Here is a 26302-nt window from a genome sequence, read left to right on the forward strand (position 1 = left end):
GACATGACCGCTGAGATCATCGATGGAAAAGTCATTGCGGCAGAACTCCGTGGCCGCGTCACTGAGGAGGTCGCCCGCGTCAAGCGCGAGCACAACCTGGTGCCGGGCCTTGCAGTGGTCCTGGTCGGCAATGACCCCGCCAGCGAGGTCTATGTCCGCTCAAAACACACCCAGACTCAGGCCGCGGGCATGGCCTCGTTCGAGCACAAGCTGCCGGCCGACGTCTCGCAGGCAGATCTGCTGGCGCTGGTCGCAAAGCTCAACCGCGATCCCGCCGTGCACGGCATTCTCGTGCAATTGCCGTTGCCGAAGGGATTGAACACCGAGGCCGTCATCAACGCCATCGATCCCGGCAAGGACGTCGACGGGCTGCATCCGAACAATGCTGGCCGGCTCGCCGGCGGCTTCGATGCGCTGTCCCCCTGCACGCCGCTCGGCTGCATTATCTTGACCAAGAGCGTGCATGCCTCGCTGGAGGGCATGAACGCGATCGTCATCGGCCGCTCGAACCTGGTCGGCCGCCCGCTCGTGCAATTGCTGCTGAACGAGAACGCCACGGTAACGATCGCGCATTCGCGCTCGCGCGATCTGCCCGGCCTCGTGAGGAAAGCGGACCTCGTCTATGCCGCGGTTGGAAGACCAGAGATGGTGCGCGGCGACTGGCTGAAGCCGGGCGCGACCGTGATCGATGTCGGCATCAACCGCATTCCGAAGGAGGACGGCAAGACGCGCCTCGTCGGCGACGTCGCCTATCAGGAAGCGCTTGCCGTTGCCGGCGCGATCACGCCGGTGCCGGGCGGCGTCGGCCAGATGACGGTGGCGTGCCTCCTGGTGAACACGCTGCGCGCGGCGTGCGCCATCGCAGGGCTGCCGAAGCCGGCGGTGTAAGCAAGCTCTCGCGTCCCGGACGCGGCGCGGCATAAAGTGACGCGACGCTGAGCCGGGACCCATGGCGCCGCTGTGCTGGGCCCCGGCTCAGCAGCGCATCGTTTCACGCTGCGCTGCGTCCGGGGCACGGAAGCCTAGCCCTTCTTCTTCTTCTCGCGCTCGATGCCTTCTTGGATCAGCTTGTGCGCCTCCTCCGGGCCGCCCCAGCGCAGGATCTTCACCCACTTGCCCTTCTCGAGATCCTTGTAGTGCTCGAAGAAGTGCTGGATCTGCTGCAGCGTGATGTCGGGCAGGTCGGAGTACGATTTCACCTTGTCGTAGCGCTGCGTCAGCTTGGACGACGGCACCGCCAGGATCTTCTCGTCGCCGCCGGCTTCGTCTTCCATGAACAGCACCCCGACCGGGCGCACGCTCATGACGGCGCCGGGGATGATGGCGCGGGTGTTGATGATCAGCACGTCGCAAGGGTCGCCGTCATCCGACAACGTGTGCGGGATGAAGCCGTAATTACCGGGGTAACGCATCGGCGTGTAGAGGAAGCGGTCGACCACCAGCGTGCCGGCCTCCTTGTCCATCTCGTACTTGATCGGTTCGCCGCCCACGGGGACCTCGATGATGACGTTGACATCGTGGGGGACGTTTTTTCCGATCGAGACCGCATCGATACGCATTCAAGGCTCCGTTGTTGCCGAGGATAAATCGCGCCCGGCAGCGATTTTGGCGCTGTCATACGCGGGCTTGGCCCGCTGATCCATCGCGTTTTTGTGAAATAATGAATCCGGCGATCACCGGCTCGAGCGGCCGGCGGTATCGACGGATGGGAACGCTGCCCGATTAGGGTTTCAGCAGCTCAATTGGTCCAAGCGAAGGCAACCTTGTCGAGCGCCTTCGGCCCGAACCGCTCCGACGAGCGTGCCACCATGCGGCCACCCAAGGCCCGGTAGAACTCGGTGGCGGGGTCGTTGTCCGAGAGCGCCCACACCACCATGCTCTTCAGGCCGCTCTGCATGAGGTCGCGGCGGGCGGCGGCGAACAGGCGGCGGCCGAAGCCGAGGCCCTGAAATTCGGGCCGCAGATACAGCTCGTAGATCTCGCCGTCGAAATGCAGGCTGCGGGCCCGGTTGCGACCGTAATTGGCGTAGCCTGCGATCTTGTCGCCGAACACCAGCACGCTGACGCGGCTGCCTTTGCGGATCGCGCTGTCCCACCACTGCGGACCGCGGCGGTTGATCAGCTTCTCCAGCTCGGCCCCGGGAATGATGCCCTGATAGGCCGAACGCCAGGCTTCGTCATGGGTCGACGCCACCGCAGTTGCATCTGCGGCTTTGGCCGGCCGGACCTCGATCAGGGTTGTGCTCATGGACGCGATCAAACCAAGTCGCCGCGTCGGCGGCAAGACCTATCGTTAATTATCGGTTAACCTGTGGACTTTCTGCATCAGTATTTCGGCCATGTTGTGCCGAAAGAGGACAAGCCGCCATGTCAAACGCCAACCGCAGGGCCGGCGTCGGTGCAAAACTACGTCGCGGCAACGAGGGGACGGCAATGGCACCGCAGAAAGTCGGCCGATAATGATTCGTTCCTACTAATCTGGCTGTCGCTGTTCGCGTTCGCTCTCGGCAATTCATGCGGCTCCTCAACATCATCGCGCTCCTGCCTCTGCTGGCTTTGCTGACTGCGCCGCCTCTGTGTGCGCAGGTCAGGTTTGGTCCATCGGGAGAGGAGGGCGCGCCGTTGCGTCGGGAGGACTGGCGCGTGCCCACGCCGGATACCGACCTTGCCGCGCATGCCGTGCTGTTTCGCCCCTCCGGCCCAGGTCCGTTCCGGCTCGCGGTGATCGCCCACGCCTCGACGCAGAACACGTTGCGTCGGGCGCAAATGCCGCAGCCGGAATATCGTCCGCTTGCCGCCTATCTCGTCGCGCGCGGCTTTGCCGTGCTGGTGCCGGAGCGGCCCGGCCATGGTGCAACCGGCGGCCGCTACCTCGAGGATCAGGGCGGCTGCGACGAAGCCGATTACGCACGCTCGGGCCGCGCAACGGCCGACGCAATCTCGCGGGCGCTGGTTCATCTGCAAAAGCAGGACTTCATCCGCAAGGACGGCGCGATCGTGATCGGCCATTCCGCCGGCGGATGGGGTGCGCTGGCGCTCGCCAATGCCGATCCGAAGGTGATTTCCGCCATCACGGTGTTTGCTCCGGGACGCGGCGGCCATGCCAATGATGAGCCGAACAGAATCTGCGCGCCGCATACGCTGCTCGCCGCGGCAGCGGAGTTCGGCAAGACCGCCCGCATTCCCGTCACCTGGCTTGTTGCGCGCAATGACAGCTATTTTGCGCCTGCATTCTCGCACAAACTCGTCGATGCGTTTCGCGGCACTGGCGGCAAGGCCGAGTTTCGCCCGCTGCCGGCCGTCGGCAGCGAAGGCCATTGGCTGATCGAAACCGAAGCCGGCGTCAAAGCCGCCGGCAGCGAGCTCGCGCGCGTGCTGAACCCGCCCAAGCCTGTGGCGACCAAGAAGCCATGACGCTGTATTTCCTGGTCAAATTTGTTCACGTGCTCGGCGCCATCGTCATTCTCGGCACCGGGACCGGCATCGCCTTCTTCATGCTGATGGCGCATCGCACGCAGGATCCGGAGTTCATCGCCCGCACCGCTTCGGTCGTCGTCATCGCGGACGCGATCTTCACGCTGTCGGCCGTGATCCTCCAGCCGATCAGCGGCGGCGTGCTGATGATGCTGTCGGCGACGTCGATCGCGGAGCGCTGGCTGCTGGCCTCACTCGCGCTCTATGCGATTGCCGGGTTGTTCTGGGTGCCGGTGGTGTTCATGCAGATCGAGATGCGCGACCTCGCGCGCAAGGCTGCTGCGCAGCGCAGTGCGCTGCCACAGCGCTATTTCGTGCTGTTCCGCCGCTGGTTCGCGTTCGGCTTCCCCGGCTTCGGCGCGACCGTGCTGATCCTGTGGCTGATGATCGCGAAACCGTTTTGAGACACGTGATGAACCAGCGCACCATTCTCGTGCTCGGCGCCTCCGGCCTGATCGGCCGCTTCGTCACCGACGATCTGCGCACGCGGGGCTTTCGCGTCGTCGGCGTGGCGCGGAGCCTGTCGCCGGCGCAGAGGATGAGCGCGCTGGACATCGAGCTGCCGATCCTCATCCTCGACGCGGCCGCGCTGATGCGTTTCCTCAGCGAGCATGCGGTGGACGTCGTCGTGAACTGCCTCGGCGTGCTCCAGGATGGCCCCGGCAGCAACACGAGCGCGGTGCATCGCGATTTCGTCGCGCGGCTGCTTCAGGCGATCGGCGGCTGCGGCCGCGCAATCCGACTGGTGCACATCTCGATCCCCGGCGCCGCGGAGGCGGATCGCACCGCCTTCGCCACGACCAAGCGCGAGGCCGAGCGCCTGATCGGGGCTAGCGGCATTCCCCACGCCATCCTGCGGCCCGGCTTCGTGGTCGCACCCCCAGCCTATGGCGGCAGCGCCATGCTCCGCACGCTTGCTGCCTTTCCGATCGATTTGCCGGCCAAGGAAATGGCAACGCCATTCCAGCCCGTGGCGATCGAGGATATTTCGGTGACCATCGCCTGGCTCGCGGCATGCGACATCGACGGTGCCTCGTTAAGGGCGGTGAGCTGGGACCTGATGGCGGCCGAACCGGTCACCATGGCCGGCGTCATCAAGCCGTTTCGCCTTGCATTCGGCACGGCCGGCTGGCCGCGCATCGCGATGCCGCGCCTCATGCTCGATCTCGGCGCGAAACTCGGTGATATCGCCAGCCATCTCGGCTGGATGCCGCCGATGCGCTCCACCGCCATTGCCGAGCTCCGTCGCGGCGTGACAGGCGATCCGTCAGCGTGGATCGCCGCGACGGGCATCGCGCCGAAGACGCTGCCTGAGACGATCGGACGCCATCCTGCCAGCATCCAGGACAAATGGTTCGCGCGCCTGTTCCTGGTCAAGGCGCTGATCTTCGCAAGCCTGGTCGCGTTCTGGGTCGTCTCCGGTTTCATCGCCTTGTTCGTGTCCTATCCTGCCGCCGCCGGCATCTTGAGCGCGCACAATTTTCCGCCCGCGCTGGTCGATCCCATCACCATCGGAACCAGCCTGATGGACATGAGCATCGGCGTATTGATCGCCTTCCGCCGCACCGCGGCGGTCGGGCTCGTCACGGGAATCGTCGCCTCGCTCGGGTATATGGTGGGCGCGGCGATCCTGACGCCCGACCTGTGGATCGAACCGCTCGGCGCGCTGGTGAAAACCGGGCCGGCGATCGTGCTGATGCTCGTTGCGTTGCTCATCCTGGATAATCGATAGCGTTTTCGAGCGAAGTGGATTCCGGTTCGCATGAAGAAAACGCGTCAAAAAGAGAGTCTGATGCCAAAATGGCCCGACGATGACGTTATCCTGTTCGACGGCATCTGCATCTTCTGCTCACGCTGGGTACGCTTCGTCGCCAAGCGCGATGAGGCGAGGCGCTTTCGCTTCACGCCGATCCAGTCGGACTATGGGGCGCGGCTGGCACGCACGTTCGGTATCGACCCCGATGATCCCGATACCAATGCGGTGATCCATGGCGGCGAAGTGTTCATGAAGTCGGATGCTGCGCTGACGGTGCTGTCGCAGCTCCCCGGCTGGGGCTGGGTGCGTGGGCTGTTCGCCGTGCCGAAGCCGCTGCGGGACCTCGTGTACAGCCTCGTCGCGCACAACCGCTATCGCATCTTCGGCAAGTACGATGCCTGCTTCGTGCCCGACGCGGATTTGCGGGCGCGGGTGATCGAATAATTCGTCATTGCGAGCGCAGCGAAGCAATCCAGAATCTCTCCGCGGTGGCAGTCTGGATTGCTTCGCTACGCTCGCAATGACGGAAGTGTGGAGCTACGACGTTCCCAGAGTCGCGAGCACTTCCCCCGCCGCTCGCTCGCCACTGTCCCGCGCGCCATGCGCCGTCGTGAAGAACGTTGGGGACGTCGCTTCCCCCGCAAAAAATAATCGCCCATCCACCGGCGCGGCCAGCACAGCGCGATCTCCGGCATGCCCCGGCAGCGCATGCGAATACGACCCCCGCGCAAAGGGATCGCGAGCCCAGCGGGACTCGCAGAGCGGCTTCAGCTTGGGCCTGATATCGTTGCCGAGGAAACCCGCGATCTCGTTGATAGCTTGCGCGGCGATGGCGCCGTCACCGGCATCTTCCAGCTCGCGGGCAAAGCTGCCGCCGAAAAAGCCCTCGATGCAGGGCTGGCCGAACGGGCGGATGTGGTAGGTGCCCATGTCGGTGCGCATGGTGGCGCCGCGCAGGTTGCCCTCCTTCGGGAAAGCCTCGGCGTCGTCGAGCCCCAGTGTCACCTTGTCGTCGACGCCGAGCGGCAGGCCGGCCGCTGCGTTCACCTTTGCGGGGAGCGGCGGTGAGAAGCGGATCGCTTCATCGGCGATCAGATTGGTCGGCACGGTGACGATCACCTTGTCCGCGGTCAGCGTGCCCCGGGACGTCTCGATGCGGATGTGCTTGTCCGAGTGATCGATCAGCGTGACGTTGCAGTTCAGCGCCACCGGGCAGGGCGCACCATAAGCCGCAATCAGCGCGCCGTAGCCGCGGCGAACGCGCCAATTGAAGTTCGTATCCTCATAAGCGTCCCAGTCCAGCGTCGACATATCCTTCAGCTCGCAGCCGTTGATATAGGTCGAGATCGCGTCGATCATCGGATTCCAGCGATTGCCAGGCTCCAAATGCGAGCTCGTGGGCTCGTCCTTGCCCGTTTGCGCGGCCTTCCACACGCGCTGGTAAAAGGCGTCCATCGCACGCATGAAATCGTCGCGCTCGCTTTCCGGAAAGGCGTTGCCATAGGCGCGCTCGCGCCAGGGCGGCAGGTCCTTGTTCAGCTCGAAACCGAGCTGTCGCGCGATCGGCACGAAGGAGTTCTTGTCCGCCGAATGCAGCCAGCCGCAGCCGACGTCGAAGGTCACCTCGGGCGAGGCTTGCACCGTCCAGGCCCGGCCGCCGAGCCGGTCACGGGCCTCCAGCACGATGACGGAGAGGCCGGAGCCGTGCAACGCATGGGCTGCGCCGAGACCGGCGGCACCAGCGCCGATGATCGCAACGTCGACGGAGGAGGGGAGAGAGGTCATGGACGGGCTCTAGCACGTTCGCCGGGTGTGCTGAAGCCGCCACAAGTCGGCTGTCATCACCCGCGCAGGCGGGTGATCCAGTATTCCAGAGGCAGTCGTTATAGAGCCGAGAAGCCGCGGCGTACTGGATGCCCCGGTCAAGCCGGGGCATGACAGTCGTTGGGTTTCGTAGGATGGGCAAAGGCGCCCTTGCGCCGTGCCCACCATTGCCTATGGGGATCTCGATTGGTGGGCACGCTTGCGCTTTGCCCACCCTGTACCCTTGTGGGGTTCGTGGCGGCCTTCGGATGTAGACTGGCCGTCCGGGCCGATCCGCCGGGAGCAGCCTTGTCCACCTGTGCCTCGAGCACCGACGTAGGAACCGCGCCCCGGCGGAAGATGCTGTCCAGGATGCCGAAGGCACCGGCAAAGCCGGCGCGCAGCGTCCTGGACTGCATCGAGCACGGCGCTACCATATTGCCCTATAAGGACGTTCCCCTTGACCAAGGGTAGGAGGTCCTACGGCACTGAGGCGCGGCGGCCTTACGCCACCGCTTCCTTGGCCTTTTCCGCGCGCTTGCGCTCGTTCGGGTCGAGGTGCTTCTTGCGCAGACGGATCGACTTGGGGGTGACCTCGACCAGCTCGTCGTCCTCGATATAGGCGAGCGCCTTTTCCAGCGTCATGCGGATCGGCGGGGTCAGGCGCACCGCTTCGTCCTTCGAGGTCGTGCGGATGTTGGTGAGCTGCTTGCCCTTGAGCACGTTGATCTCGAGATCGTTGTCGCGGGTGTGCTCGCCGACGATCATGCCGCGATAGACCTTCCAGCCCGGCTCGATCATCATCGGGCCGCGGTCTTCCAGCTTGAACATGGCATAGGCCACCGCCTCGCCCTGATCGTTGGAGATCAAGACGCCGTTGCGGCGGCCCTGGATCTCGCCCTTGTATGGCGCATAGCCGTGGAACAGGCGGTTCATGATCGCGGTGCCGCGGGTGTCGGTGAGCAGTTCGCCCTGGTAGCCGATCAGGCCGCGGGTCGGCGCGTAGAACACCAGGCGCTGGCGGTTGCCGCCCGAGGGCTTCATCTCGATCAGCTCGGATTTACGCTCGCTCATCTTCTGCACGACGACGCCGGAATGCTCCTCGTCGACGTCGATCACGACCTCCTCGATCGGCTCCATGGTGGCGCCGGTCGCTTCGTCCTTCTGGTAGACGACGCGCGGACGCGACACCGAGAGCTCAAAACCCTCGCGGCGCATGGTCTCGATCAGGATTGCGAGCTGGAGTTCGCCACGGCCCGACACTTCCATCGCGTCCTTGTCGGCGGATTCGACGACGCGCAGCGCGACATTGCCCTCGGCCTCGCGGAGCAGACGGTCGCGGATCATGCGGCTCGTCACCTTGTCGCCTTCGGTGCCGGCGAGCGGGGAGTTGTTGACGATGAACGACATCGACACGGTCGGCGGGTCGATCGGCTGCGCCGGCAGCGGCACCTCGACGGTCGGGTCGCAGAAGGTGTCGGCGACGGTGCCCTTGGTCAGGCCCGCAATGGCGACAATGTCGCCGGCTTCGGCTTCGTCGAGCGGGGTGCGCTCGAGGCCGCGGAAGGCCAGGATCTTGGTGATGCGTCCGGACTCGACCAGCTTGCCGTCGGCGTTCAGCACCTTGACCTGCTGGTTCGGCTTCAGCGTGCCGGAGGAGATGCGGCCGGTGATGATGCGGCCGAGATAGGGGTTGGCCTCGAGGATGGTGCCGATCATCCGGAACGGACCTTCCTCGACCTTCGGCGGGGCGACGTGGCGCAGGATCAGGTCGAACAGCGGCTCCATGCCTTTGTCCTGCGGACCTTCGGGGCTGTCCGCCATCCAGCCCTGCTTGGCCGACCCGTAGAGGATCGGGAAATCGAGCTGCTCCTCGCTGGCATCGAGCGCAGCGAACAGGTCGAACACCTCGTTGATGACTTCGGTCGGGCGCGCGTCGGGGCGGTCGACCTTGTTGATGACGACGATCGGCTTGAGGCCGACCTTGAGCGCCTTGGAGACCACGAATTTGGTCTGCGGCAGCGGGCCTTCGGCGGCGTCGACCAGCACCAGGGCGCCGTCCACCATGTTCAGGATGCGCTCGACCTCACCGCCGAAATCGGCGTGGCCAGGGGTGTCGACGATGTTGATGCGGGTGTCCTTCCACTGCACCGAGGCCGCCTTGGCCAGGATGGTGATGCCGCGCTCGCGCTCCAGATCGTTGGAGTCCATGGCGCGATCGGTCACCTTCTGGTTCTCGCGGAACGTGCCGGACTGCTGCAGGAGTTTGTCGACCAGGGTCGTCTTGCCGTGGTCGACGTGGGCGATGATGGCGACGTTACGAAGATTCATGAGTGAGCTTCTTTGCGGTCGAACAATGGGTTAAGCGCGATCTCGCCGGTCGGACCGGGACCTCTTCTCGAAACAACGCTGGAAGACTGGAAACGGGGCGCTTTGCGCCCAAAAAGGAAGCCCGGCCATCGGACCGGGCGCCCTGCGCGTTGCGGCGCAATATATGCAAAAACGGCCAAAAAACAATGTGTTCTTTGGCCGTTGGTTGACTGAATTTTGTCCGGGAATCCCCGGGGCTTAGGGCTGGTTCGGGGGATCGGCGGGGGCCTTGCGCCCCTTGATCGCCGCCCAGATCATGGCGACCCCGCCGATGCCGATGACTAGTCCCAAAAAGACCAGCGACGCGATGTCGGAGGGGATCTTGCCGTCCTCGACCACCGACATTCCGCCGAACAGCAGTGCGCAGAAGCCCGGTAGCAGCATGAAGATCCCGGCGATCGCCATCAGGGCGGTGAGGCAGCCGCCGCGCTGTTGCGGGGCCTGCGGAGGCACTGCCGGTGGGTTGAGACTGGAATCGCTCATGATTTCTTTCTCGCGGCCCCAATCAGCAACACGCCGGCGAATGCCGCCAGTAGTGCAAGGACGAGGATGGGAATGAAACGGCTATCGACGTGGAACGACGAGTCGGCGACGAAAATCAAGGCGCAGATGCCCGGCAACAGCAGAATCACCCCGAACATCACCATGAGCGCGGTGGCGCATCCGCTTCGCGACGGTGGAGGTGACGACGTCTCGCTCAACGAGGCATCTCCTCGCTCTGCCTGGCTTCTCGATAAGTGTCGCCGGCCAGCGCGGCACGGATGCCGTCGATCTTCCCGTTGCGGTAGAACAGATTGTAGGTGTCGAACGGAATGATCGCTCCTTGCTCGGTCACGAAATGGATGCAGCTGCGCTTGACGTTGCCGACGCAGAAATTGAAGCGGTCGAGAAACTGCACGATGGTGACGCGGAAGACGTTCTCGTAGGTGAGCCCGTCCGGCACCTGGAAGCTCGGCAGGCAGCACAACAATTCGCAGACGCGCTCGGACGTGTTGAGGGGGCCTGAGGACAGCGAGAACAGGTCGATGAACTTTTCCCGCAGCATCGGATATTTTTCCGGGCTGATGGTGTTGGGCATCACCGCCACCAGCTGCTCCTGCGGGATCAGCGAGGTCAGCGGCAGCACCTTCTCGCCGTTGCGCAGGCCATAGCCTATCGAGATGCTCTCGGGGTTGCAGGGCAGCGGGATCATGTCCTTGTCGCCGAACACGCCGGTTTCGACGACGCGCTTGCGGATCTCCGACAGCATGATGCGGTCGGTATTCTTGTCGAAACTCTCGTTGCGGCCGGCATCCTGGACCGGCTGCAGGGTCACGCCGCGCACGCATTTCCAGGTCAGTGCGTGGCGCACGATGTCGCCGATCTCGGCATCGTTGACGCCGCGCTTGATGGTCGCGACCAGCGTGGTCGAGATGCCGTAATGCTCGAGATTCTCCAGCGCCTGCTGGCGGATTTTTCGCAAGTCGGCGCCGCGGAGGTTGATCAGCGCATCGCGCTGCAGCGAATCGAACTGGAGGTAGACCTCCAGCCCGCGCCTGTTCTCAGCAAGCCGTGCCACGAAATCCTTCTCGCGGGCGATGCGCAGGCCGTTGGTGTTGATCATGACATGGCGGATCGGGCGGGCGCGCACGGCCTCCAGGATCTCGAAGAAGTCAGGATGCAGCGTCGGCTCCCCGCCGGAAATCTGCACGAGATCGGGCTCGCCTTCGCTCGCGACCAGCGCGTCGAGCATCTTATCGACCGTCGCGAGCGGCGTGAATTTCGTTCGTGCCGGCGAGGATTCGGCGAAGCAGACCGGGCAGGTGAGATTGCAGTGCTCGGTGATCTCGATCAGAGCCAGGCAGGAATGCTGCTCGTGGTCGGGACAGAGGCCGCAATCATAGGGGCAGCCGAATTGGGTGCGCTCCTGGAATTGCAGCGGCCGGTCGCCCGGCTTGATGAAATCCTTGCACAGCCGCCAATAGGCGGCATCCGTCGACACCAGCGTCGATTGCACGCCGTGCTCCCGGCAGCGCTTTTCGTACCAGACCTCGTTGTCCTGGATCTGGATCTTGGTCGGCACCAGCTTCAGGCAGGTCTCGCACAGGGATTGGGTCTGGCCCCAGAAGATGTAGGGACGCGACTTACGCAACGGCGCGTTCATGCAGGGGTCTCGCTTTGGGTGCCGTCGCCAGCATGAAAGCGGCGTAGAGCAGGATCGACAGCGACAGCAGGTGAAACAGGGTCAGGGGCCCGACCAGCGTGCCATAGGGCTTGAGGAATTCCCATAGGAAGCGTTGCGCTCCGTAATAGGCGAGCACCAGGTAGAAACCATTGGTGATCGCGAACGCGTTCCGGTTCAAAACCGCCAGCGCATAGACGAGCGCGAACAGAGCCATGGCCGCGCTCTCGTAGAGCTGCACGGGATGGCGGCGAACGCCATCGCCGAAATCATGGCCGAAGGGCAGGGCCGTCGGCGTGCCATAGGTGAAATCGTCGAGACCCGCGAGGTAACAGCCGATCCGGCCGATCGCGATGCCGAGCGCCAGCGGCAACGCGAACCGCGCGCCGGTTCGCACCGTGATCCCTGCGGACCATTTGTAGAGCTCGATTGCCACGATGCCGCCGGCCAGCGCCCCCTCGACCGAGCGCGCAATGCCGTTTTGCCCTGACAGCCACAGATTGGCGGAGCCGAACAGATAGGCGCCAAGGCCTGCGCCAAACACCAGCGCGGCGACATACGGCAGCGCGAAGGATTGCGCCGGAAACTGCAAGCCCCGTCGCGACAGCCAATAGACGGCGGCCGCCGCCGCCAGCCAGGCCAGGATGTCGAAGAGAGTGTGAAGGAAAGCCCCGCTCATGCGGGGGCAGTATAGCACGACCGCTGTTAGAACGGCGCGCCGCGCATTATCGCGCCACAAGGGAGAAGCAAGAAGCTACCCGGCCTCCCGCTCCTCGGTCGGATAAACCCCGCGCAGCACCTCCTCGAAATGCATCTTCACGGCATCGTTGCACAGGCAGGCGCGCAGCCTCAGGCCGTCGCGGCTGCGGACCAGGATCGAGCCGCGCCTCGTGTCGAGCACGCCTTCGGCCTTGAACGACTGAAGCACGCGGCTGGCATAGGAGCGGCCCACCCCGAGCAGCGTCGCGAGCTGTTCATGGGTCAGCGGCACGCTGGTCTCGTCGCCGGTCCGCTCCATCGCAGCCAAAATCCATTTGGCGGTGCGCTGCTCGATCGAATGGATCGCGTTGCAGGCGGTCGACTGGAAGATCTGGGCCAGCATGCAATCGGCATAGCGGGCGAAGACGTTGCGCAGTGATGCCGAGCGCAGCTTGGCTGCTTCCAGCTTGGCGACGTGAATGCGCGCAAACGGTCCGCCGAATTTCACGCAGATCCGGGTATAGGCCGGCAGAAACCCCTCGCTGACGATGCCGCCGACCGCGCCTTCGCGGCCGACCAGAATGGTTTCGACGTCGCGGCCGTCCTCGTTGGGGACGAGGAAAGTCGCGAGCGACGGGCCGCAGGGGAAGTGGACGACCTGCACGTCATCGCCGGGATTGTAGAGCAAGTGGCCTGCTGCAGACTCCTCGACGGTCACGTGCGGTGCCAGGAGGCCGTAATCGACCTGGCTCAAGCGCCGCAGCAGATTGTTGGCCGGCCGGCTCTCGACCTCGGTGACCTTGGCGATACGCGCATCCATCCTGAACTCCCACCCTTCCTTTCACCTTAGCGAGTTCCATCCGTTTCCTGTGTGCACAAGTGGACAGACCAGAGAACGACGATGTGGTGAGTTTCGTTCCGGGAACCCTCCGATGCGCTGGACGCAGGCATCGTGTCGCGGCAGTCCTGATCCAAAAACCCCCAACCAAGATGCGATCATGGCACCCGCACCCTCCAATGGCACAGGCTGGCCGGCCGATGTTCTGATCGTCGAGGACGATCCGATCATCGCGATCGATTTCGAGGATCGCCTGCTCGGATTTGGAGTATCCGCGGTGCGGACCGTGGGTTCGGTGACGCAGGCGCTAAACGCCATCGCGAAACGGACACCCGATTTCGCGCTGCTCGATGTCGAGCTGATCCGGGAGACGAGCTTTGCGATCGCCGAGCGGCTGATCGCGCTGAAGATTCCGTTCGTCTTCGTCACCGGCTACGGCGCCGAAGCGCGTATTCCGTCCGAATTGGCGGGCCGGCCGCGGCTGCAGAAGCCGTGCTCCAGCGAGGCGCTGGAAGCGGCGCTTCAGGCGCGCGCCGCCGATTAGCGGTCAGCTCTGCTTCGGGTCGAGCGTGGTCGACCACAGCGCGACGTCGGCGCGGTCGCGCAGGGTCACCGTCATCTGGCCGGAGGCGCCGTCGATCTTGACGTGGCCGAAGAACTGCATGCCCGCTGAGGGCGGCAGGTTCTGGCTGTCTTTGCCCGGCGCCTTGACGAAGCGCACCTCGGGGCCAAAGGTGTTGTCGAGCGCGTTCGGACCGAACGTGCCGGCATGCAGCGGGCCCGAGACGAATTCCCAGAACGGCTCGAACTCCTGGAATTGCGCCTTGTTCGGATCGTAATAGTGCGCGGCGGCGTAATGCACGTCCGCCGTCAGCCACACCGTGTTGCTGATCGGCGCCATCTTGATGAAGCGCAGGATGTCGGCGATCTCGAGCTCGCGGCCGCGCACCGGGCCGTCGCCCTGCGCAACGGCTTCCGAGCCGCCGTTCGGCGTGTCCGAGACGATCAGGCTGATCGGCATGTCGGACGCGATCACCTTCCAAGTCGCGCGCGAGTTCAGCAGGCCGCGCTTGAGCCAGGCAATCTGGTCCGGGCCGAGGAAATAGCTGGCAGGGCCATAGGCGGTTTCGAGATTGGCGCCGTTCGGCCCGCGATAGCTGCGCTCGTCGAGCACGAACACGTCGAGATGCGGGCCGTAGGAGATCTGGCGATAGACGCGGCCGGGCTCGGTGATGCTCTCCCGCAGCGGGTACATCTCGTGGAAGGCGCGGCCTGCGCGGGCCGCGAGCAGCGAGATGTCGCGCACTTTGTAGGCGGCCGGCAAGTCTTTCGACAGCGACCAGTTGTTGGTGACCTCGTGGTCGTCCCACTGCACGAAGATCGGCACCTCGGCATTGAAGGCGCGGAGATTGTCGTCGGTGAGATTGTATTTGTGCGCGGCGCGGAACTCGTCCAACGTCTCGGCGACCTTGGCCTTCTCCGGGATGGTGAGGTTCTTCCAGATCTTGCCGTCGGCGAGCTTCACCTCGGGTTGGATCGGGCCATCGGCATAGATCGTGTCACCCGAATGCAGGAAGAAGTCCGGCCGGTGCTTGCGCATGGTTGAGAAGGTGAACATGCCGCCGTCGTCGGGATTGATGCCCCAGCCCTGCCCTGCGACGTCGCCGCCCCAGACGAAGTTGACGTCGCGGCGGTCGGCGGGCGCGGTGCGGAAGCGGCCGGTCACCGGCTCGCCCTCGATCGCGCTGTGGGAGAGATCGCGAAAGCGGACGCGGTAAAAGATGTCCTGGCCGGCCGGACAATTTTCGACCAGCAGCTTCGCGGTGAAGTCGCTCTCGGGCAGCGCCGCGATCGGCGGCAGCGCGCGGGCATCCTTGAACGACTCGGTGGTCGCCACCTCCACCAGCATCTGCGATGGACGGTCGGCGCGCGCCCACACCACGCCGCCGTCCACGGTGACGTCGCCCGATTGCACGCCGTGGGTGACCACCGGCCGGTCGGCCGCGCGGGAAAGATAGGGCATCGCCATCGTGCCGAGTGCACCCGCGCCGGTGGCGAGGAAGCGGCGGCGGGAGAACCTAATGTTCATGAAGATGGCTCCGAACCCGAGCTTGCAGGAAGGCACCTCATTCCGGGGTTCGCGCGTTGCGCGCCCGGGATGACGGAGCAAGCTATATTGAGACAATGTGACGCAGCAATAACGCGCGCAAGCGCAGGCTCAGGCGTTGCCGGCGGCCCGGAATTGCGCGCCGGCGCGCTGCAGGTTCTGCGGCAGGCTCATCAGCAGGGCCTTGCGGTCGGCGACCGCCGAATGAAACTGGTCGAGGGCAATGTTGAAGGCGGTGAGCGCGCCTTCCTCGATCGCGCCGTGATCGTAACAGCGCAGCGTATCGCGCAGGATGTCGTCGGCTTCGGTCTGCATCTGGTCGAGCTCTTCGGTGGTCTCGCACTTGCGCGCGGCCGCGATCATGTCCAACAGCCGATCACGCAGATGGCTGTTGTTGTCGCGCTCGTCCTTCTTCAGATAGCCCGCAAACCACGCGCCGATCGAGCCCATGGCGGACAGCGCCATCAAGCCCCACCAGATGTAATCGCTGTATTTGTCGAGGAAGGTCTTCTCCTCGCCGTCGACGAAGGCGGCCGCACCCGGATGCACCGGGATCACGGCGTCCTTGTCGGTATCGGGCGTTTCGATCTTTGCCGCCAGCGGGAATTCCGTCACCAATTGCTGCCGCACGGCGAACAGCTGGCGCGTGAACGCCGCGATGGTGGTCTCGGACACGCCTTTGCGCGCCACGATGTGATGCGAAAAGCTGATGGTCTTGACCTCGTCCTCGGGTCGAGCGGGCGAGCCGCCATAGGTGCCGGCAGGGATCTCCGAGGCTTCGTAGACCGGATGGTTCTGTGCGATTGCGTCCGCCGAATCGATCTCGAGGAAGGTCGGCGTGCCGCCTTCCTTGATCGATGCCGCGATCGCGTCGGCCGTGATCTTGCTGTTGACCGGGCCGGCCGCGAGATAGACGTCGGCCTTCTGCGCCTTGATCGCGTCGGCAACCTCGTTCGCCGGGAATTGCACGATCTCGACCTTGGCGGAATCGACGCCGTATTGCTGCAGGATCACCTTGAGGAGGTTGACGTTGGCTTGGGTGCGGCCGACGACGCCGATGCGATGGCCGGCGAGCTGCGCGATCTTGGTGATCTTCGCGCCCTTCTTCTTGCCCTTGGCGGGCACGGACCACAGCACCACGACGTTCTTACGCAGGGTCGCGACCGCCTGTGCGTTCTTCGGCACCTCGAGGTCGCCGCGCACGATGGCGAGGTCGACCTTGCCCTCCGCGAGTGCATTGGCGCTGGCGATGGCACTGTCGGTCTGGATCGGGCGCAGCCGCACCTGGCTCTTGTGTTGCGCGAAGCCTTGCGTCAGCGTCTGCACGACCTTGACGTCGTCGCTGTTGGCAGGGCCGACCGCGATCCTCAGCGTCACCGGTCGCATCGCGAAATAGTAGCCGCCGGCGAGCGCGCCGATGATCGCGAGCACCAGGGCCAGCGACACGAGAGCCGTCTTCCGCGCCGCGGATCGCGGCGAAGGCGGAGGGGGCGCTTCGGCCAGGTCCAATCCCCCGGTCATAGATCTCCCAAACAGGCGCTTCAGGCTCAGTTTCATCTTGGCCGGCGATTTACGCCCGCAATTGTAGCAAATTTCTTGTCCGGCGGGGTTACATCTCCGTCATGGTTAGCGGATCGAGGAAATCCCCGTGTGAACCCGGGCGTCAGCGCGGTGTTAGGGTAAAGTTCCCCTGAAGGACGGAGATGGTCATGTCAGAACGGCTCTCGGCAGAGGCGCGCAGGCAGGCGCTGGGCGGACTACCCGGCTGGACCGACGTCCAAGGCCGCGACGCCATCGGGAAAACCTTTGTCTTCAAGGATTTCAACGAGGCGTTCGGCTTCATGAGCCGCGCCGCGCTGGTCGCCGAGAAGATGGACCATCACCCCGAATGGCGTAACGTCTACAAGACCGTGGAGGTGGTGCTGTCGACCCATGATGCCGGCGGCGTCACGGCGCGCGACATCGAGCTCGCCAAGGCGATGAACGCCATCGCCAAGCCGACGGCTTAGCTGACACCTAGCTGACATCTTGCAGCGCCCGGCCGCATCCCCATCTTGTGATCAGCAGGGCATGCGGCGATCCGCCGCCCCTTGCTGAACGGGGAGTTGCAGCATGGCTGCCGAGCACAGTGTTGGCTTTGAGCCGGCCGATCGGCTTGCGGAAGATCGCGAGAGCGTGCGCCGCCGCTTCTGGCGCAAGCTGAAGCGCGTCGCCGCACAACTGCCGTTCGCCGAGGATCTGCTTGCGGCCTATTACTGCGCGTTCGACCGGCAGACGCCGCGCCACGTCCAGGCCTCGCTGTTAGGCGCGATCGCCTATTTCATCCTGCCGTTCGACTTCGTCGCCGACGTCATGCCGATGCTCGGCTTCGCCGATGACGCCGCCGTGCTCGCCACCGCCATCCGCATGGTTGCCGGCCACATCACGAACGAGCACCGCGAAGCCGCCCGCGCCGCGCTGAAGCGCGGGGTGAGCGAGGCGGACGTGGAAGCGGCGTAGTCAAGGCGGATTCAACCACACATTCCGCTGTCATGCCCCGGCTTGACCGGGGCATCCAGTACGCTGCGGCCTCTCGATTCAATCACTGACGTCACGGAGTACTGGATCGCCCGGTCAAGCCGGGCGATGACACTGAGTGTGTGGCTGCTGCTGCCGCGAGCATCGTCATTGCGAGCGAAGCGAAGCAATCCAGACTCTTTCCGCGGAGGGATTCTGGATTGCTTCGTCGCTCCGCTCCTCGCAATGACGGCCGCTATTTCTTCTCCGCCCGCGCCTTCTCCGCGTCCCACGCCTGGAATTGCCTGAACAGCGTCTCCTTGTCTGCATCAGACACGGTTGCTGCCGCAGGGCTCTGCTTCAAGAACGCCTCGAAGCGCTGCCGTGTCACCGGCTCGATGCCGTGCTTGTCGAGCCATTGCTGCGCCACCGGCAATCTGTTCCAGCCGGAAAGCGGCGCCGCCAGCGAGACCTCCTTCCACTTGGGATGGAAGGGCGGATTCTGCAGTGCCGTGAATTTCGTGAAGAACGCGTCCACGAACAGCGCGAGCTTGCGATAACGCTCGGTGTTGGGCGCCCAATTGTAGGCCGCGAGCACCGCGGGCACCGCGATCGTGTCGACGCTCTCACCCTCCTTGATGAGATTCGGGTAGTCCTTGGCGGTCAGGGTTGCCGGCAGATAGTCGCTCTGCAGCGGCTTTGCATAGTCCACCTTCGCGAGATGGAAGCGGCCGTCATTGCCGAAGGTCGAGACCGATTTGTACGGCTTGCCTCCGACCACGATGACGGCATCGATCTGTCCGGCCTTCAGCTTCTCCATCGCGATGCGTTGCTCGACATAGACGAAGTTCGCCTTGATCCCGAGCCGCTCGAACACCGTCAGTGCGGTGACGAAGGTCCCGCCATTGGGCAGATCGACGCTGACCTTCTTGCCCTCGAGGTCCTTCAGCGTTGCGATCGATTTCGGCGCGATGACCTGCATCTCTTCATTGTAGAGCTTGGTCACGTAAGTGAACTGTTTCTTGATGTCCTTGGCGAAGCCCTTGCGCTCGAGATAGTCGAGCGTGTCTGCGCGCACGATGCCGAGATCGACGCCCTGCAGGAACAGAATGTCGGCGACGCTCTGCACCGAGCCGCGGCCGACGATCGGCAGCACGCGGATCTTGTTGCCGTCGTCGAGCACCGAGGCGAGGTCGGCGCCGAACTGCACATAAGTGCCACCGATCGTGCCCGTGATCAGCGTGACGGTGTTGGCGTTCAGCGCCTGCTTGGTCGAGGTCGAGCCGAACTGGAAGATGGCCTTCAGGCTGTCCGAGACCTTGGCCGGATCGTATTCGGCCTGCTCGGCGTGGGCGGCGAAGGCACAGATGGTCGTGATGGCGGCAAGCGCCATTTTCAAAGTATTACGCATGATGTCCCCTCTGAATTGGCCTAATTCGAGAACTGGGCGAGGCGCTGGCGCGCTTCCGCCGATCCGAGACTGGCAGCCTTTTGATACCAGTCGCGCGCGGCGGTCGCGTCAGCGGCGATGCGCCGCGAGTCGCTGGTGCCAAGCACGGCCGGGTCATAACTCTGCGCCAGCAGAAACGCAGCCGTGGCATCCTGTGCATTGGCCGCGCGTTCAAGCAGCAGGCGGGCAGCAACAATATCGCCGACGCCCAACAGGCTCTTCGCGCGCGTCATCAGCGCGGCCAGCGTGTCAGCATCGAGCGTCTTTGCGGGCGCAGGCGGTGCAGGCGGCGCCGCGACGGGCGCGGGCGCTGGTTGGGTTTGTCCTTGGACTTGCAGCGCGGTCTGATAGGCGGTCGCGATCGCCTCGCGACTCGGTGCGGCAGGTGCAGAGAGAGCCTGCGTGTCGGCGCTCGCCAGCCTCGTGTCGCTCACGCGGGCCGCATCCTTGGGCGGGATCTGCGGTGTGGTCGGTGCGCTGGCCGACGCCATCGCTGGGTCCGCCATGATGCGGACCCAGCTATCGGCATGAGTGGCGAAGAGGCCGCGCAAGTCGGACTGAAACAGTGTGACCAGAACTGCCAGAGTGGATGCCGCCAGAACGGCCGCGAGCACACTTGGGACCATTCTGGAGCGCAATGTCACCGGTGCATATTCGCTCGGGTCCGGCGCACCGAGCGGATCGGACAGAAACAGTGGAATTGGATCGTCCTGCGCGAGCTCGGCGCGCTTGGCACGTGCACGGATATAGGACGCGATGGGCGGATGTGATGCAGATCGATCGGAATCGTGCGCGTGCGATTCCTTCGACAGACGGTAGGCCGTCGTCTCCATGGTGTGATGCTCCCCTTTACTGACGCAACGCAGGGGCAGTCCCGGCTTCAGTCTTCTTGTTGTTGTCCAGAGGTCCCCGCTAACTGGAACCGGTAAATCGCCGTCCGATTCAGCCCAAAAAACGACGGTGGTTTGCGCGAATCTGGAAATATTTGGGTTTGATTACGGCGGCGCGGCGGAATGCACCGGAATTTTGCTCGCTATGGTTGAGCGGGATTTTCGATGCGGCGGCGTGCGCAGCTTTGCGATGTCGCGGTCGTCGACGCTGCCCGTCTCGCCCTCCGCTGTCATTCCCCGCGACCCGGCTACGCCAAGGCTTCGCCGAGGTTTCGGTCTTGGGCACGCCGAAGCTTGAGCGTAGGCGGCAAGCGGGGAATCCAGTACACCGCGGCGTCTCGGCTAGATCACTAACGTCTCTGGAATAATGGATCGCCCGGTCGAGCCGGGCGATGACAGCTGTGGATGTTGAAACAGCGTCGCGATGACATTGCGATCACGGATGCAGGATCACCTTGCCCATAGCCTGACGGCCCGCGAGCACCTTCAACGCATCCGCGGTCTGGGCCAGCGGGAAGGTGCGGTCGACATGCGATGAGATCTTGCCTTCCGCGGTCCACTTCACCAGCTTCTCGAGATTGGCGCGATTTTTCGCCGGGTTGAGCCGCGTCCAGGCGCCCCAGAACACGCCGCGGATGTCGCAGCCCTTCAGCAGCGCGAGGTTCAGCGGCATCTTGGGAATGTCGCCGGCCGCAAAGCCGATGACGAGAAAGCGGCCTTCCCATGCGATCGAGCGCAGCGCCTGTTCGGCGTAAGCACCACCCACCGGATCGAAGATGATGTCGACGCCCCTGCCATTGGTGAGCTTGCGCAGGCCTTCCTTCAGATCTTCCTTGGCGTAGTTCAGCGTCAGCTCGGCGCCATGCGCCTTGGCGAATTCGAGCTTCTCGTCCGACGAGGCGCAGGCGATCACCTTCAAGCCCATCAGCTTGCCGAGCTCGCAGGCCGCAAGGCCGGTGCCGCCAGCTGCACCCAGCACGGCGAGCGTCTCGCCCGGCTTGGGGCTGGCGCGATCCTCCAGCGCGTGCAGCGCGGTGCCGTAGATGATGATGATGCCGGCCGCGCGGTCGTAGTCGAGACTGTCGGGGATCTTCACGATCGATGCCGCCGGCAGCGCGATCTTCTCGCGCGCGCCATTGTGGCCGCAGGAGGCGACGACGCGGTCGCCGACCTTGAGGTCAGTGACCCCGGCGCCGATGCTCTCGATCACCCCGGCAACTTCCGCCGCCGGCGAGAACGGAAATGGCGGCTTGATCTGGTACTTGCCCTGGATCATCAGGATGTCGAAGAAATTCAGCGCCGCCGCCTTGATCGCGATGACGGCTTCGCCGGGCCCTGCCACCGGATCCGGCACCTCAGTCAGAACGAGGTCGTCGGGCTGGCAATATTGCGAGCAGAGGATGGCTTTCATGGCGGCACCTTGAGAGCGTTTCGAGTGGAATTATAGTTGGGTCGTTTCTGCCGGATTTACTGCGGTCGGACAATCCGGATTCTTTGTCTCGGACCACGCGACGGCCTAACCTCCCGTCATTGCGAGCGCAGCGAAGCAATCCAGAGTCCGCACCGCGGAAATAGTCTGGATTGCTTCGCTGCGCTCGCAATGACGAAATTCGCGGAGAAAGGATTCAAACGATGTTTGAAACAAGCCTGCTCGAGACCAAGCGCATCCTCATCACCGGCGGCGGCTCGGGCCTGGGCGCCGCGATGGGCCGCCGCTTCCTCGCGCTCGGCGCCGAGCTCGTGATCTGCGGCCGCAAGCTCGATCGCCTCGAGGCAACGGCGCGCGAGATGCGCGAAGAGACCGGCGGCAGGGTCACCGCGATCGCCTGCGATATCCGCGACGGTGCGGCCGTCGACAACATGATGGATGCGATCTGGCGCGAGGCGCCGCTCGACATTCTCGTCAACAATGCCGCTGCCACCTTCATCGCACAAAGCGAGCATCTCTCCTTCCGCGCCGCGGATGCGATCCTGGCGCCGACGCTGCACGGCGCGATGTATTGCACGCTCGCCGCCGGCCGGCGCTGGATCGAGGCCAAGCATGCCGGCGTCGTGCTGTCGATCCTGTCCACCTCCACCATCACCGGCCGCGCCTTCACGGTTCCCTCGGCAATGGCGAAGTCGGCGCTGCTGGCGATGACCAGGAGCCTTGCGGTGGAATGGGGCCCGAAGCGCATCCGCACCGTCGCGATCGCGCCGGGCCCGTTTCCGACCGCAGGGGCCACCGGGCAGCTCCGTCCCGAAGGCCGCGACGAGGGCTGGTCCTCGCGCAACCCGCTTGGGCGCACCGGCGAGCACAGCGAGCTGGCCGATCTCGCCAGCTTCCTGGTCTCGGACCGCGCCGCCTACATCAATGGCGAGATGGTGGTGATCGACGGCGGCGCGCATTTGCGCAGTTCCGGTGCCGAGGATCTGCTCGGCTGGACCGAGGCGCAATGGGCCGCTCAACGCGCCGCCAGATCCAAGGCGTAACCGCCGCCGATACCGCTAACTGCCTTCCCAAATTGGACTTTCCCGGCTATCCCTGGCCGGGGACAACGCGCGCTCGGGCCATCTTCCAGTCACAATATTGAGGGAACCACTGCGGCATGTGGCGGGTGCTGATTTTAGCTTTGACGACTGGCGTGGCGGCCGGGGGAATCGCCGTTTCTGCGCGGGCGCAGACGGCGCAACCGGCGCCCAAGTCCGGTTCTGCTCCAAAAGAGGCTACACCCAAGCCGGCGGCGCCGCCGGCCAACACCAACGCAAAGGCGACCCCGAAGCCCGAGAGCAAGCCGGCGGCCCCGGCTGCGGCAGTTGCGGGGGGCGCGGAGCCGACCCTGATCGGGCAGTTCGGCACCTGGGGCGCCTATTCGGCGACGCCGAACGGCAAGAAGGTCTGCTTCGCGCTGGCCAAGCCGTCGTCGTCGAAAACCAACCCGCCGAACCGGCCGCGCGATCCCGCCTATGCCTTCGTCTCGACCCGGCCGGCCGAGAAGGTCAACAACGAAGTCTCGGTCATGATCGGCTATGCGCTGAAGCCCGGCTCGGAATCGACCGTCGAGGTCGGCGGCGCCTCCTTCGCCATGTACACGCAGGGCGACGGGCTCTGGATCAAGAACGCGGCCGAGGAGGAGCGGATGGTCGAAGCCATGCGCAAATCCGCCGATCTCGTCGTCAAGGGCGTCTCGGCCAAGGGCACCGAGACGACCGACACGTTTTCGCTGAAAGGCCTCGCCCAGGCGCTCGACAAGATCGCGCAGGACTGCAGGCGTTAAGACTGCGGGCGTTAAGTCTGCTGGCGATAAGGTCGCAATCGGCGGTTCCGGTTGCTATATAGGGGTATCCCAAAGGCGCTGCCGTCATGGCCGGGCTTGTCCCGGCCATCCACGCGCTGGTTCCGGCGGGGAGAACGTGGATGCCCGGGACAAGCCCGGGCATGACGAGACAGCAGCAATCTCAGGCAACCGATGACCGAGCCGCACAACGCCATCCTGGTGGAGAAGACTCCGCTCGAAACCTATGTGCCGCCGGCAAAACCGTCGCTGATCGGCCTGTCGCGCGCCGAGCTTGCCGATCGCCTCGGCGAGATCGGCGTCGCACCGGCCCAGCGCAAGATGCGCGTGCAGCAGCTGTGGCACTGGATCTATTTCCGCGGCGCCCAGAGCTTCGATGACATGACCTCGATCTCGAAGGGCATCCGCGCCGATCTCGCCCAGCATTTCACCGTGGACCGGCCCGAGGTGGTGGCCGAGCAGATCTCCAACGACGGCACCCGCAAATGGCTGCTGCGTCTGCCGAGCGGCGACAATGTTCAAAAGGCGCACGAAGTCGAATGCGTCTACATCCCCGAGACCGACCGCGGCACGCTGTGCGTCTCCTCGCAGGTGGGGTGCACGCTGAACTGCGCCTTCTGCCACACCGGCACCCAGCGCCTGGTGCGCAACCTCACCGCCGGCGAGATCGTAGGCCAGGTGATGGTCGCGCGCGATCGCCTCAACGACTGGGCCGATCGCGAGGATGGCACCCGCCGCGTCACCAACATCGTGATGATGGGCATGGGCGAGCCGCTCTACAATTTCGACGCGGTGCGCGATGCGCTCTTGATCGTCGGCGACAACGAAGGCATCGGCATCTCCCGCCGCCGCATCACGCTGTCGACCTCGGGCGTGGTGCCGAACATCGTGCGCGCCGGCGAGGAGATCGGCGTCATGCTCGCGATCTCGCTGCACGCGGTGCGCGACGAGCTGCGCAACGAGCTGGTGCCGCTCAACCGCAAATATCCGATCAAGGAGCTGCTGCAGGCCTGCCGCGACTATCCCGGCGCCTCCAACGCGCGCCGCATCACCTTCGAATATGTCATGCTCAAGGGCGTCAACGATTCGCTCGACGATGCCAAGCTGCTGGTGAAGCTGCTCAAGGGCATTCCGGCCAAGATCAATCTGATCCCGTTCAATCCGTGGCCCGGCACTGCATATGAATGCTCGGACTGGGACCAGATCGAAAGGTTCTCCGAATACATCTTCGACGCCGGCTATTCCTCGCCGGTGCGCACCCCGCGCGGCCGCGACATTCTCGCCGCCTGCGGCCAGCTCAAGTCGGAGACCGAAAAGCTATCCGCGCGCGAACGCCAGGCGCTGCGCGCCATGGCGATGACGGATTGAGTTGTTCATGCCGTCGTTCTCGCATTCCTGTCATTGCGAGCGCAGCGAAGCAACCCAGAATATCTCCGCGGCGGCAGTCTGGATTGCTTCGTCGCTGCGCTCCTCGCAATGACGACTGAGTTGGCATTTTCGTCATGTCCCTGATCGGCCGCCTCGTCGTCATCTTCATCGGCTTTCTCGCCGCCTGCTTCGTCGGCGGCATGATCGTCGTCGTCGCGCTGCTGTTTCCGGAATTCGCCGATCTCGGCGCCGGTCCGGTCGATCAGGGCACGATCGACATCCTGCTCGGCTTCGGCTTCATCTTCGTCTCGGGCTTCGCACTGGTGCCGGCGGCGGTAATCGTCGCGATCACCGAAGCGCTCTACATCCGCAGTGCGATCGCCTATGCCGTCGGCGGGGGCCTCGTCGGGCTCGCCTGCTATCTCGGTCTTGTTCCCTTCCACGCCGACACGCTGCAGTTCGAGGGCATCGTGCGGCGTCACCTGGAAATCATGACGGGTGCCGGCATCGTTGCCGGCGTGGTCTACTGGTTGATCGCCGGCCGCAACGCCGGTGCCTGGCGCGAGCCGCCACCCGCGCGCAAGCCGCCTCCGCCGATGCCGTCGAATTCGCGGCCGGATTGAGACGCCGTCATTGCGAGGAGCGAAGCGACGAAGCAATCCAGGGTCCTCTGCGGAAAGATTCTGGATTGCTTCGCTTCCGCCTTCGCTCTTCGAGCTACGGCGGACAAGTCGCTCGCAATGACGGATTCCGGGGTTTCCATCCCCTTCCCACTCCGCTAAACCGCGCGCCATGAACCGGACTGGACTCTTCATTGCCCTGGCGCTGTGGCTCGTCATCGGCGTCGCCTTCGGCCTCTATCCCGAGCTCGACCTCAAGCTCGCTTCGCTGTTCTTCGACCCCGAGACCAGGACTTTTCCGCTCAAGCTGAACGAGTGGGCCGGCTTTGCGCGCGATGCGGCGATGTGGATCGCCTGGGCGTTCGCCCTTCCCTCGATCGTCGCGCTCGTGGTCAAGATGGTCCGGCCCGACCGGCCGCTGATGGTGCCCGGGCGCACGATCATTTTCCTGCTGGTCACGCTGATCATGTCGGCCGGCATTTTGACCAACCTGACGTTCAAGACTTATTGGGGCCGCCCGCGCCCGGTGGTGGTGACCGAGTTCGCGGGCGACCAGCAATTCGTGCCGTGGTGGGATCCGCGCGGCGGCTGCGGGCGCAATTGCTCGTTCTTCTCCGGCGAAGGGGCAACGGCATTCTGGACGCTGGCGCCGGCCGCGCTGGCGCCGCCGGCGTGGCGGCCGCTCGCCTATGCCGCCGCCGTGGTGTTCGGTGCCGTCACCAGCACCCTGCGCATGGCCTTCGGCGGGCACTTCTTTACCGATGTCTCGATCGCCGGCCTCGTCACCTTCGTCGTGATCTGGTTCGCCTACGCGCTGATTTACCGCTGGCCGCGGACGCGGTTCTCGGACGAGGCGGTGGATGCCGCCCTGACCCGGCTGAACATGCCCGCCTACCGGCTCCGCCAGCGCCTGTTCGGCCGCAAGACCGGCCCCGAACCCTCGGTTTGAGCCATTAAAGGGGTGCCGAGCCCCGCGAAATTTGATATTCGCGCGG

Annotated in this window: 27 protein-coding genes; 13 read left to right on the forward strand and 14 right to left on the reverse strand. The window is 64.7% G+C overall.

The features are described 5' to 3' along the window. The first annotated feature begins 3 nt into the window (after positions 1 to 3). Positions 4 to 888, forward strand: coding sequence for a bifunctional methylenetetrahydrofolate dehydrogenase/methenyltetrahydrofolate cyclohydrolase FolD (gene folD / locus DCG74_RS05355; protein WP_172787892.1), 885 nt, complete (start codon positions 4 to 6; stop codon positions 886 to 888). A 134-nt stretch (positions 889 to 1022) separates the two neighbouring features. On the opposite strand, the gene ppa is transcribed toward folD, so the two are convergent. After that, positions 1023 to 1559 (reverse strand): inorganic diphosphatase, encoded by a 537-nt coding sequence (ppa, locus tag DCG74_RS05360; protein WP_172787893.1) that lies wholly within the window; start codon positions 1557 to 1559, stop codon positions 1023 to 1025. A gap of 179 nt (positions 1560 to 1738) precedes the next feature. Further along, positions 1739 to 2248, reverse strand: coding sequence for a GNAT family N-acetyltransferase (locus tag DCG74_RS05365; RefSeq protein WP_024338772.1), 510 nt, complete (start codon positions 2246 to 2248; stop codon positions 1739 to 1741). Positions 2249 to 2514: 266 nt separating this feature from the next. Here DCG74_RS05365 and DCG74_RS05370 point away from each other — a divergent pair, with 266 nt between their 5' ends. Genes DCG74_RS05370 through DCG74_RS05385 form a run of 4 tightly spaced genes read left to right on the forward strand, consistent with a single transcriptional unit; the run spans position 2515 to position 5674 of the window. Continuing rightward, positions 2515 to 3414 (forward strand): S9 family peptidase, encoded by a 900-nt coding sequence (locus DCG74_RS05370; protein WP_172787894.1) that lies wholly within the window; start codon positions 2515 to 2517, stop codon positions 3412 to 3414. Beyond that, positions 3411 to 3878 (forward strand): DUF2269 domain-containing protein, encoded by a 468-nt coding sequence (locus tag DCG74_RS05375; protein WP_172787895.1) that lies wholly within the window; start codon positions 3411 to 3413, stop codon positions 3876 to 3878. The genes DCG74_RS05370 and DCG74_RS05375 overlap by 4 nt, the downstream gene beginning before the upstream one ends. Before the next feature lie 8 nt (positions 3879 to 3886). Continuing rightward, positions 3887 to 5206 carry an SDR family oxidoreductase gene (locus tag DCG74_RS05380; RefSeq protein WP_172787896.1) on the forward strand — a complete coding sequence of 440 codons (1320 nt, stop codon included), beginning with the start codon at positions 3887 to 3889 and terminating at the stop codon, positions 5204 to 5206. Positions 5207 to 5266: 60 nt separating this feature from the next. Next, positions 5267 to 5674, forward strand: a complete 408-nt coding sequence (locus tag DCG74_RS05385) for a thiol-disulfide oxidoreductase DCC family protein (RefSeq protein WP_172787897.1) — start codon at positions 5267 to 5269, stop codon at positions 5672 to 5674. A 93-nt stretch (positions 5675 to 5767) separates the two neighbouring features. Here DCG74_RS05385 and DCG74_RS05390 read toward each other — a convergent pair whose 3' ends face one another. From DCG74_RS05390 to DCG74_RS05420, 7 genes are all read right to left on the reverse strand, one after another. Then, entirely contained in the window at positions 5768 to 7015 is a 1248-nt protein-coding gene (locus tag DCG74_RS05390) for an NAD(P)/FAD-dependent oxidoreductase (RefSeq protein WP_172787898.1), read from the reverse strand. A gap of 522 nt (positions 7016 to 7537) precedes the next feature. Then, positions 7538 to 9364 carry a translational GTPase TypA gene (gene typA / locus DCG74_RS05395; protein WP_172789519.1) on the reverse strand — a complete coding sequence of 609 codons (1827 nt, stop codon included), beginning with the start codon at positions 9362 to 9364 and terminating at the stop codon, positions 7538 to 7540. 237 nt (positions 9365 to 9601) lie between these two features. Then, entirely contained in the window at positions 9602 to 9886 is a 285-nt protein-coding gene (locus DCG74_RS05400; protein ID WP_172789518.1) for a hypothetical protein, read from the reverse strand. Next, positions 9883 to 10104 (reverse strand): hypothetical protein, encoded by a 222-nt coding sequence (locus DCG74_RS05405; protein WP_172789517.1) that lies wholly within the window; start codon positions 10102 to 10104, stop codon positions 9883 to 9885. The genes DCG74_RS05400 and DCG74_RS05405 overlap by 4 nt, the downstream gene beginning before the upstream one ends. Further along, entirely contained in the window at positions 10101 to 11546 is a 1446-nt protein-coding gene (locus DCG74_RS05410; protein ID WP_172789516.1) for a radical SAM protein, read from the reverse strand. The genes DCG74_RS05405 and DCG74_RS05410 overlap by 4 nt, the downstream gene beginning before the upstream one ends. Then, positions 11527 to 12243 carry a prolipoprotein diacylglyceryl transferase family protein gene (locus DCG74_RS05415; protein WP_172789515.1) on the reverse strand — a complete coding sequence of 239 codons (717 nt, stop codon included), beginning with the start codon at positions 12241 to 12243 and terminating at the stop codon, positions 11527 to 11529. The genes DCG74_RS05410 and DCG74_RS05415 overlap by 20 nt, the downstream gene beginning before the upstream one ends. 75 nt (positions 12244 to 12318) lie before the next feature. Next, positions 12319 to 13083, reverse strand: coding sequence for a Crp/Fnr family transcriptional regulator (locus tag DCG74_RS05420; RefSeq protein ID WP_172789514.1), 765 nt, complete (start codon positions 13081 to 13083; stop codon positions 12319 to 12321). Positions 13084 to 13261: 178 nt separating this feature from the next. Between DCG74_RS05420 and DCG74_RS05425 the strand changes: the two genes are divergently transcribed. After that, positions 13262 to 13645 carry a response regulator gene (locus DCG74_RS05425; RefSeq protein ID WP_246709104.1) on the forward strand — a complete coding sequence of 128 codons (384 nt, stop codon included), beginning with the start codon at positions 13262 to 13264 and terminating at the stop codon, positions 13643 to 13645. A 3-nt stretch (positions 13646 to 13648) separates the two neighbouring features. Here DCG74_RS05425 and DCG74_RS05430 read toward each other — a convergent pair whose 3' ends face one another. Both DCG74_RS05430 and DCG74_RS05435 read right to left on the reverse strand, forming a co-directional pair. After that, positions 13649 to 15190, reverse strand: coding sequence for an alkaline phosphatase (locus tag DCG74_RS05430; RefSeq protein ID WP_172789512.1), 1542 nt, complete (start codon positions 15188 to 15190; stop codon positions 13649 to 13651). A gap of 129 nt (positions 15191 to 15319) precedes the next feature. Beyond that, on the reverse strand, positions 15320 to 16765 hold the full coding sequence (locus DCG74_RS05435) for a TAXI family TRAP transporter solute-binding subunit (RefSeq protein ID WP_172789511.1): 1446 nt from the start codon (positions 16763 to 16765) through the stop codon (positions 15320 to 15322). A gap of 152 nt (positions 16766 to 16917) precedes the next feature. Here DCG74_RS05435 and DCG74_RS05440 point away from each other — a divergent pair, with 152 nt between their 5' ends. Beyond that, positions 16918 to 17217 (forward strand): 4a-hydroxytetrahydrobiopterin dehydratase, encoded by a 300-nt coding sequence (locus DCG74_RS05440; RefSeq protein ID WP_172789510.1) that lies wholly within the window; start codon positions 16918 to 16920, stop codon positions 17215 to 17217. A 103-nt stretch (positions 17218 to 17320) separates the two neighbouring features. After that, positions 17321 to 17707, forward strand: coding sequence for a YkvA family protein (locus tag DCG74_RS05445; protein ID WP_172789509.1), 387 nt, complete (start codon positions 17321 to 17323; stop codon positions 17705 to 17707). A gap of 253 nt (positions 17708 to 17960) precedes the next feature. Here the strand turns inward: DCG74_RS05445 and DCG74_RS05450 are convergent, their stop codons facing one another. The 3 genes from DCG74_RS05450 to DCG74_RS05460 all read right to left on the reverse strand — a co-directional run bounded on the left by DCG74_RS05450 (position 17961) and on the right by DCG74_RS05460 (position 21455). Beyond that, on the reverse strand, positions 17961 to 19115 hold the full coding sequence (locus DCG74_RS05450) for a TAXI family TRAP transporter solute-binding subunit (RefSeq protein WP_172789508.1): 1155 nt from the start codon (positions 19113 to 19115) through the stop codon (positions 17961 to 17963). Positions 19116 to 19135: 20 nt separating this feature from the next. Continuing rightward, on the reverse strand, positions 19136 to 19987 hold the full coding sequence (locus tag DCG74_RS05455) for a hypothetical protein (protein WP_172789507.1): 852 nt from the start codon (positions 19985 to 19987) through the stop codon (positions 19136 to 19138). A gap of 493 nt (positions 19988 to 20480) precedes the next feature. Continuing rightward, a complete protein-coding gene (locus tag DCG74_RS05460; protein WP_172789506.1) occupies positions 20481 to 21455 on the reverse strand; it encodes an NADPH:quinone oxidoreductase family protein in 975 nt (324 codons plus the stop codon). Positions 21456 to 21676: 221 nt separating this feature from the next. Between DCG74_RS05460 and DCG74_RS05465 the strand changes: the two genes are divergently transcribed. The 5 genes from DCG74_RS05465 (at position 21677) to DCG74_RS05485 (ending at position 26256) form a co-directional block, all read left to right on the forward strand. Next, complete coding sequence (locus tag DCG74_RS05465) at positions 21677 to 22516, forward strand: SDR family oxidoreductase (RefSeq protein WP_172789505.1); 840 nt, start codon at positions 21677 to 21679, stop codon at positions 22514 to 22516. A 116-nt stretch (positions 22517 to 22632) separates the two neighbouring features. Then, positions 22633 to 23301, forward strand: a complete 669-nt coding sequence (locus tag DCG74_RS05470) for an invasion associated locus B family protein (protein WP_172789504.1) — start codon at positions 22633 to 22635, stop codon at positions 23299 to 23301. A gap of 192 nt (positions 23302 to 23493) precedes the next feature. After that, on the forward strand, positions 23494 to 24687 hold the full coding sequence (gene rlmN / locus DCG74_RS05475) for a 23S rRNA (adenine(2503)-C(2))-methyltransferase RlmN (RefSeq protein ID WP_172789503.1): 1194 nt from the start codon (positions 23494 to 23496) through the stop codon (positions 24685 to 24687). 134 nt (positions 24688 to 24821) lie between these two features. Beyond that, positions 24822 to 25310, forward strand: coding sequence for a hypothetical protein (locus tag DCG74_RS05480; protein WP_172789502.1), 489 nt, complete (start codon positions 24822 to 24824; stop codon positions 25308 to 25310). A 169-nt stretch (positions 25311 to 25479) separates the two neighbouring features. Then, positions 25480 to 26256, forward strand: coding sequence for a phosphatase PAP2 family protein (locus DCG74_RS05485; RefSeq protein ID WP_172789501.1), 777 nt, complete (start codon positions 25480 to 25482; stop codon positions 26254 to 26256). Positions 26257 to 26302 lie beyond the last annotated feature (46 nt).

This window comes from Bradyrhizobium sp. WBAH42, assembly GCF_024585265.1.
In the GTDB taxonomy this organism is placed as follows: domain Bacteria; phylum Pseudomonadota; class Alphaproteobacteria; order Rhizobiales; family Xanthobacteraceae; genus Bradyrhizobium.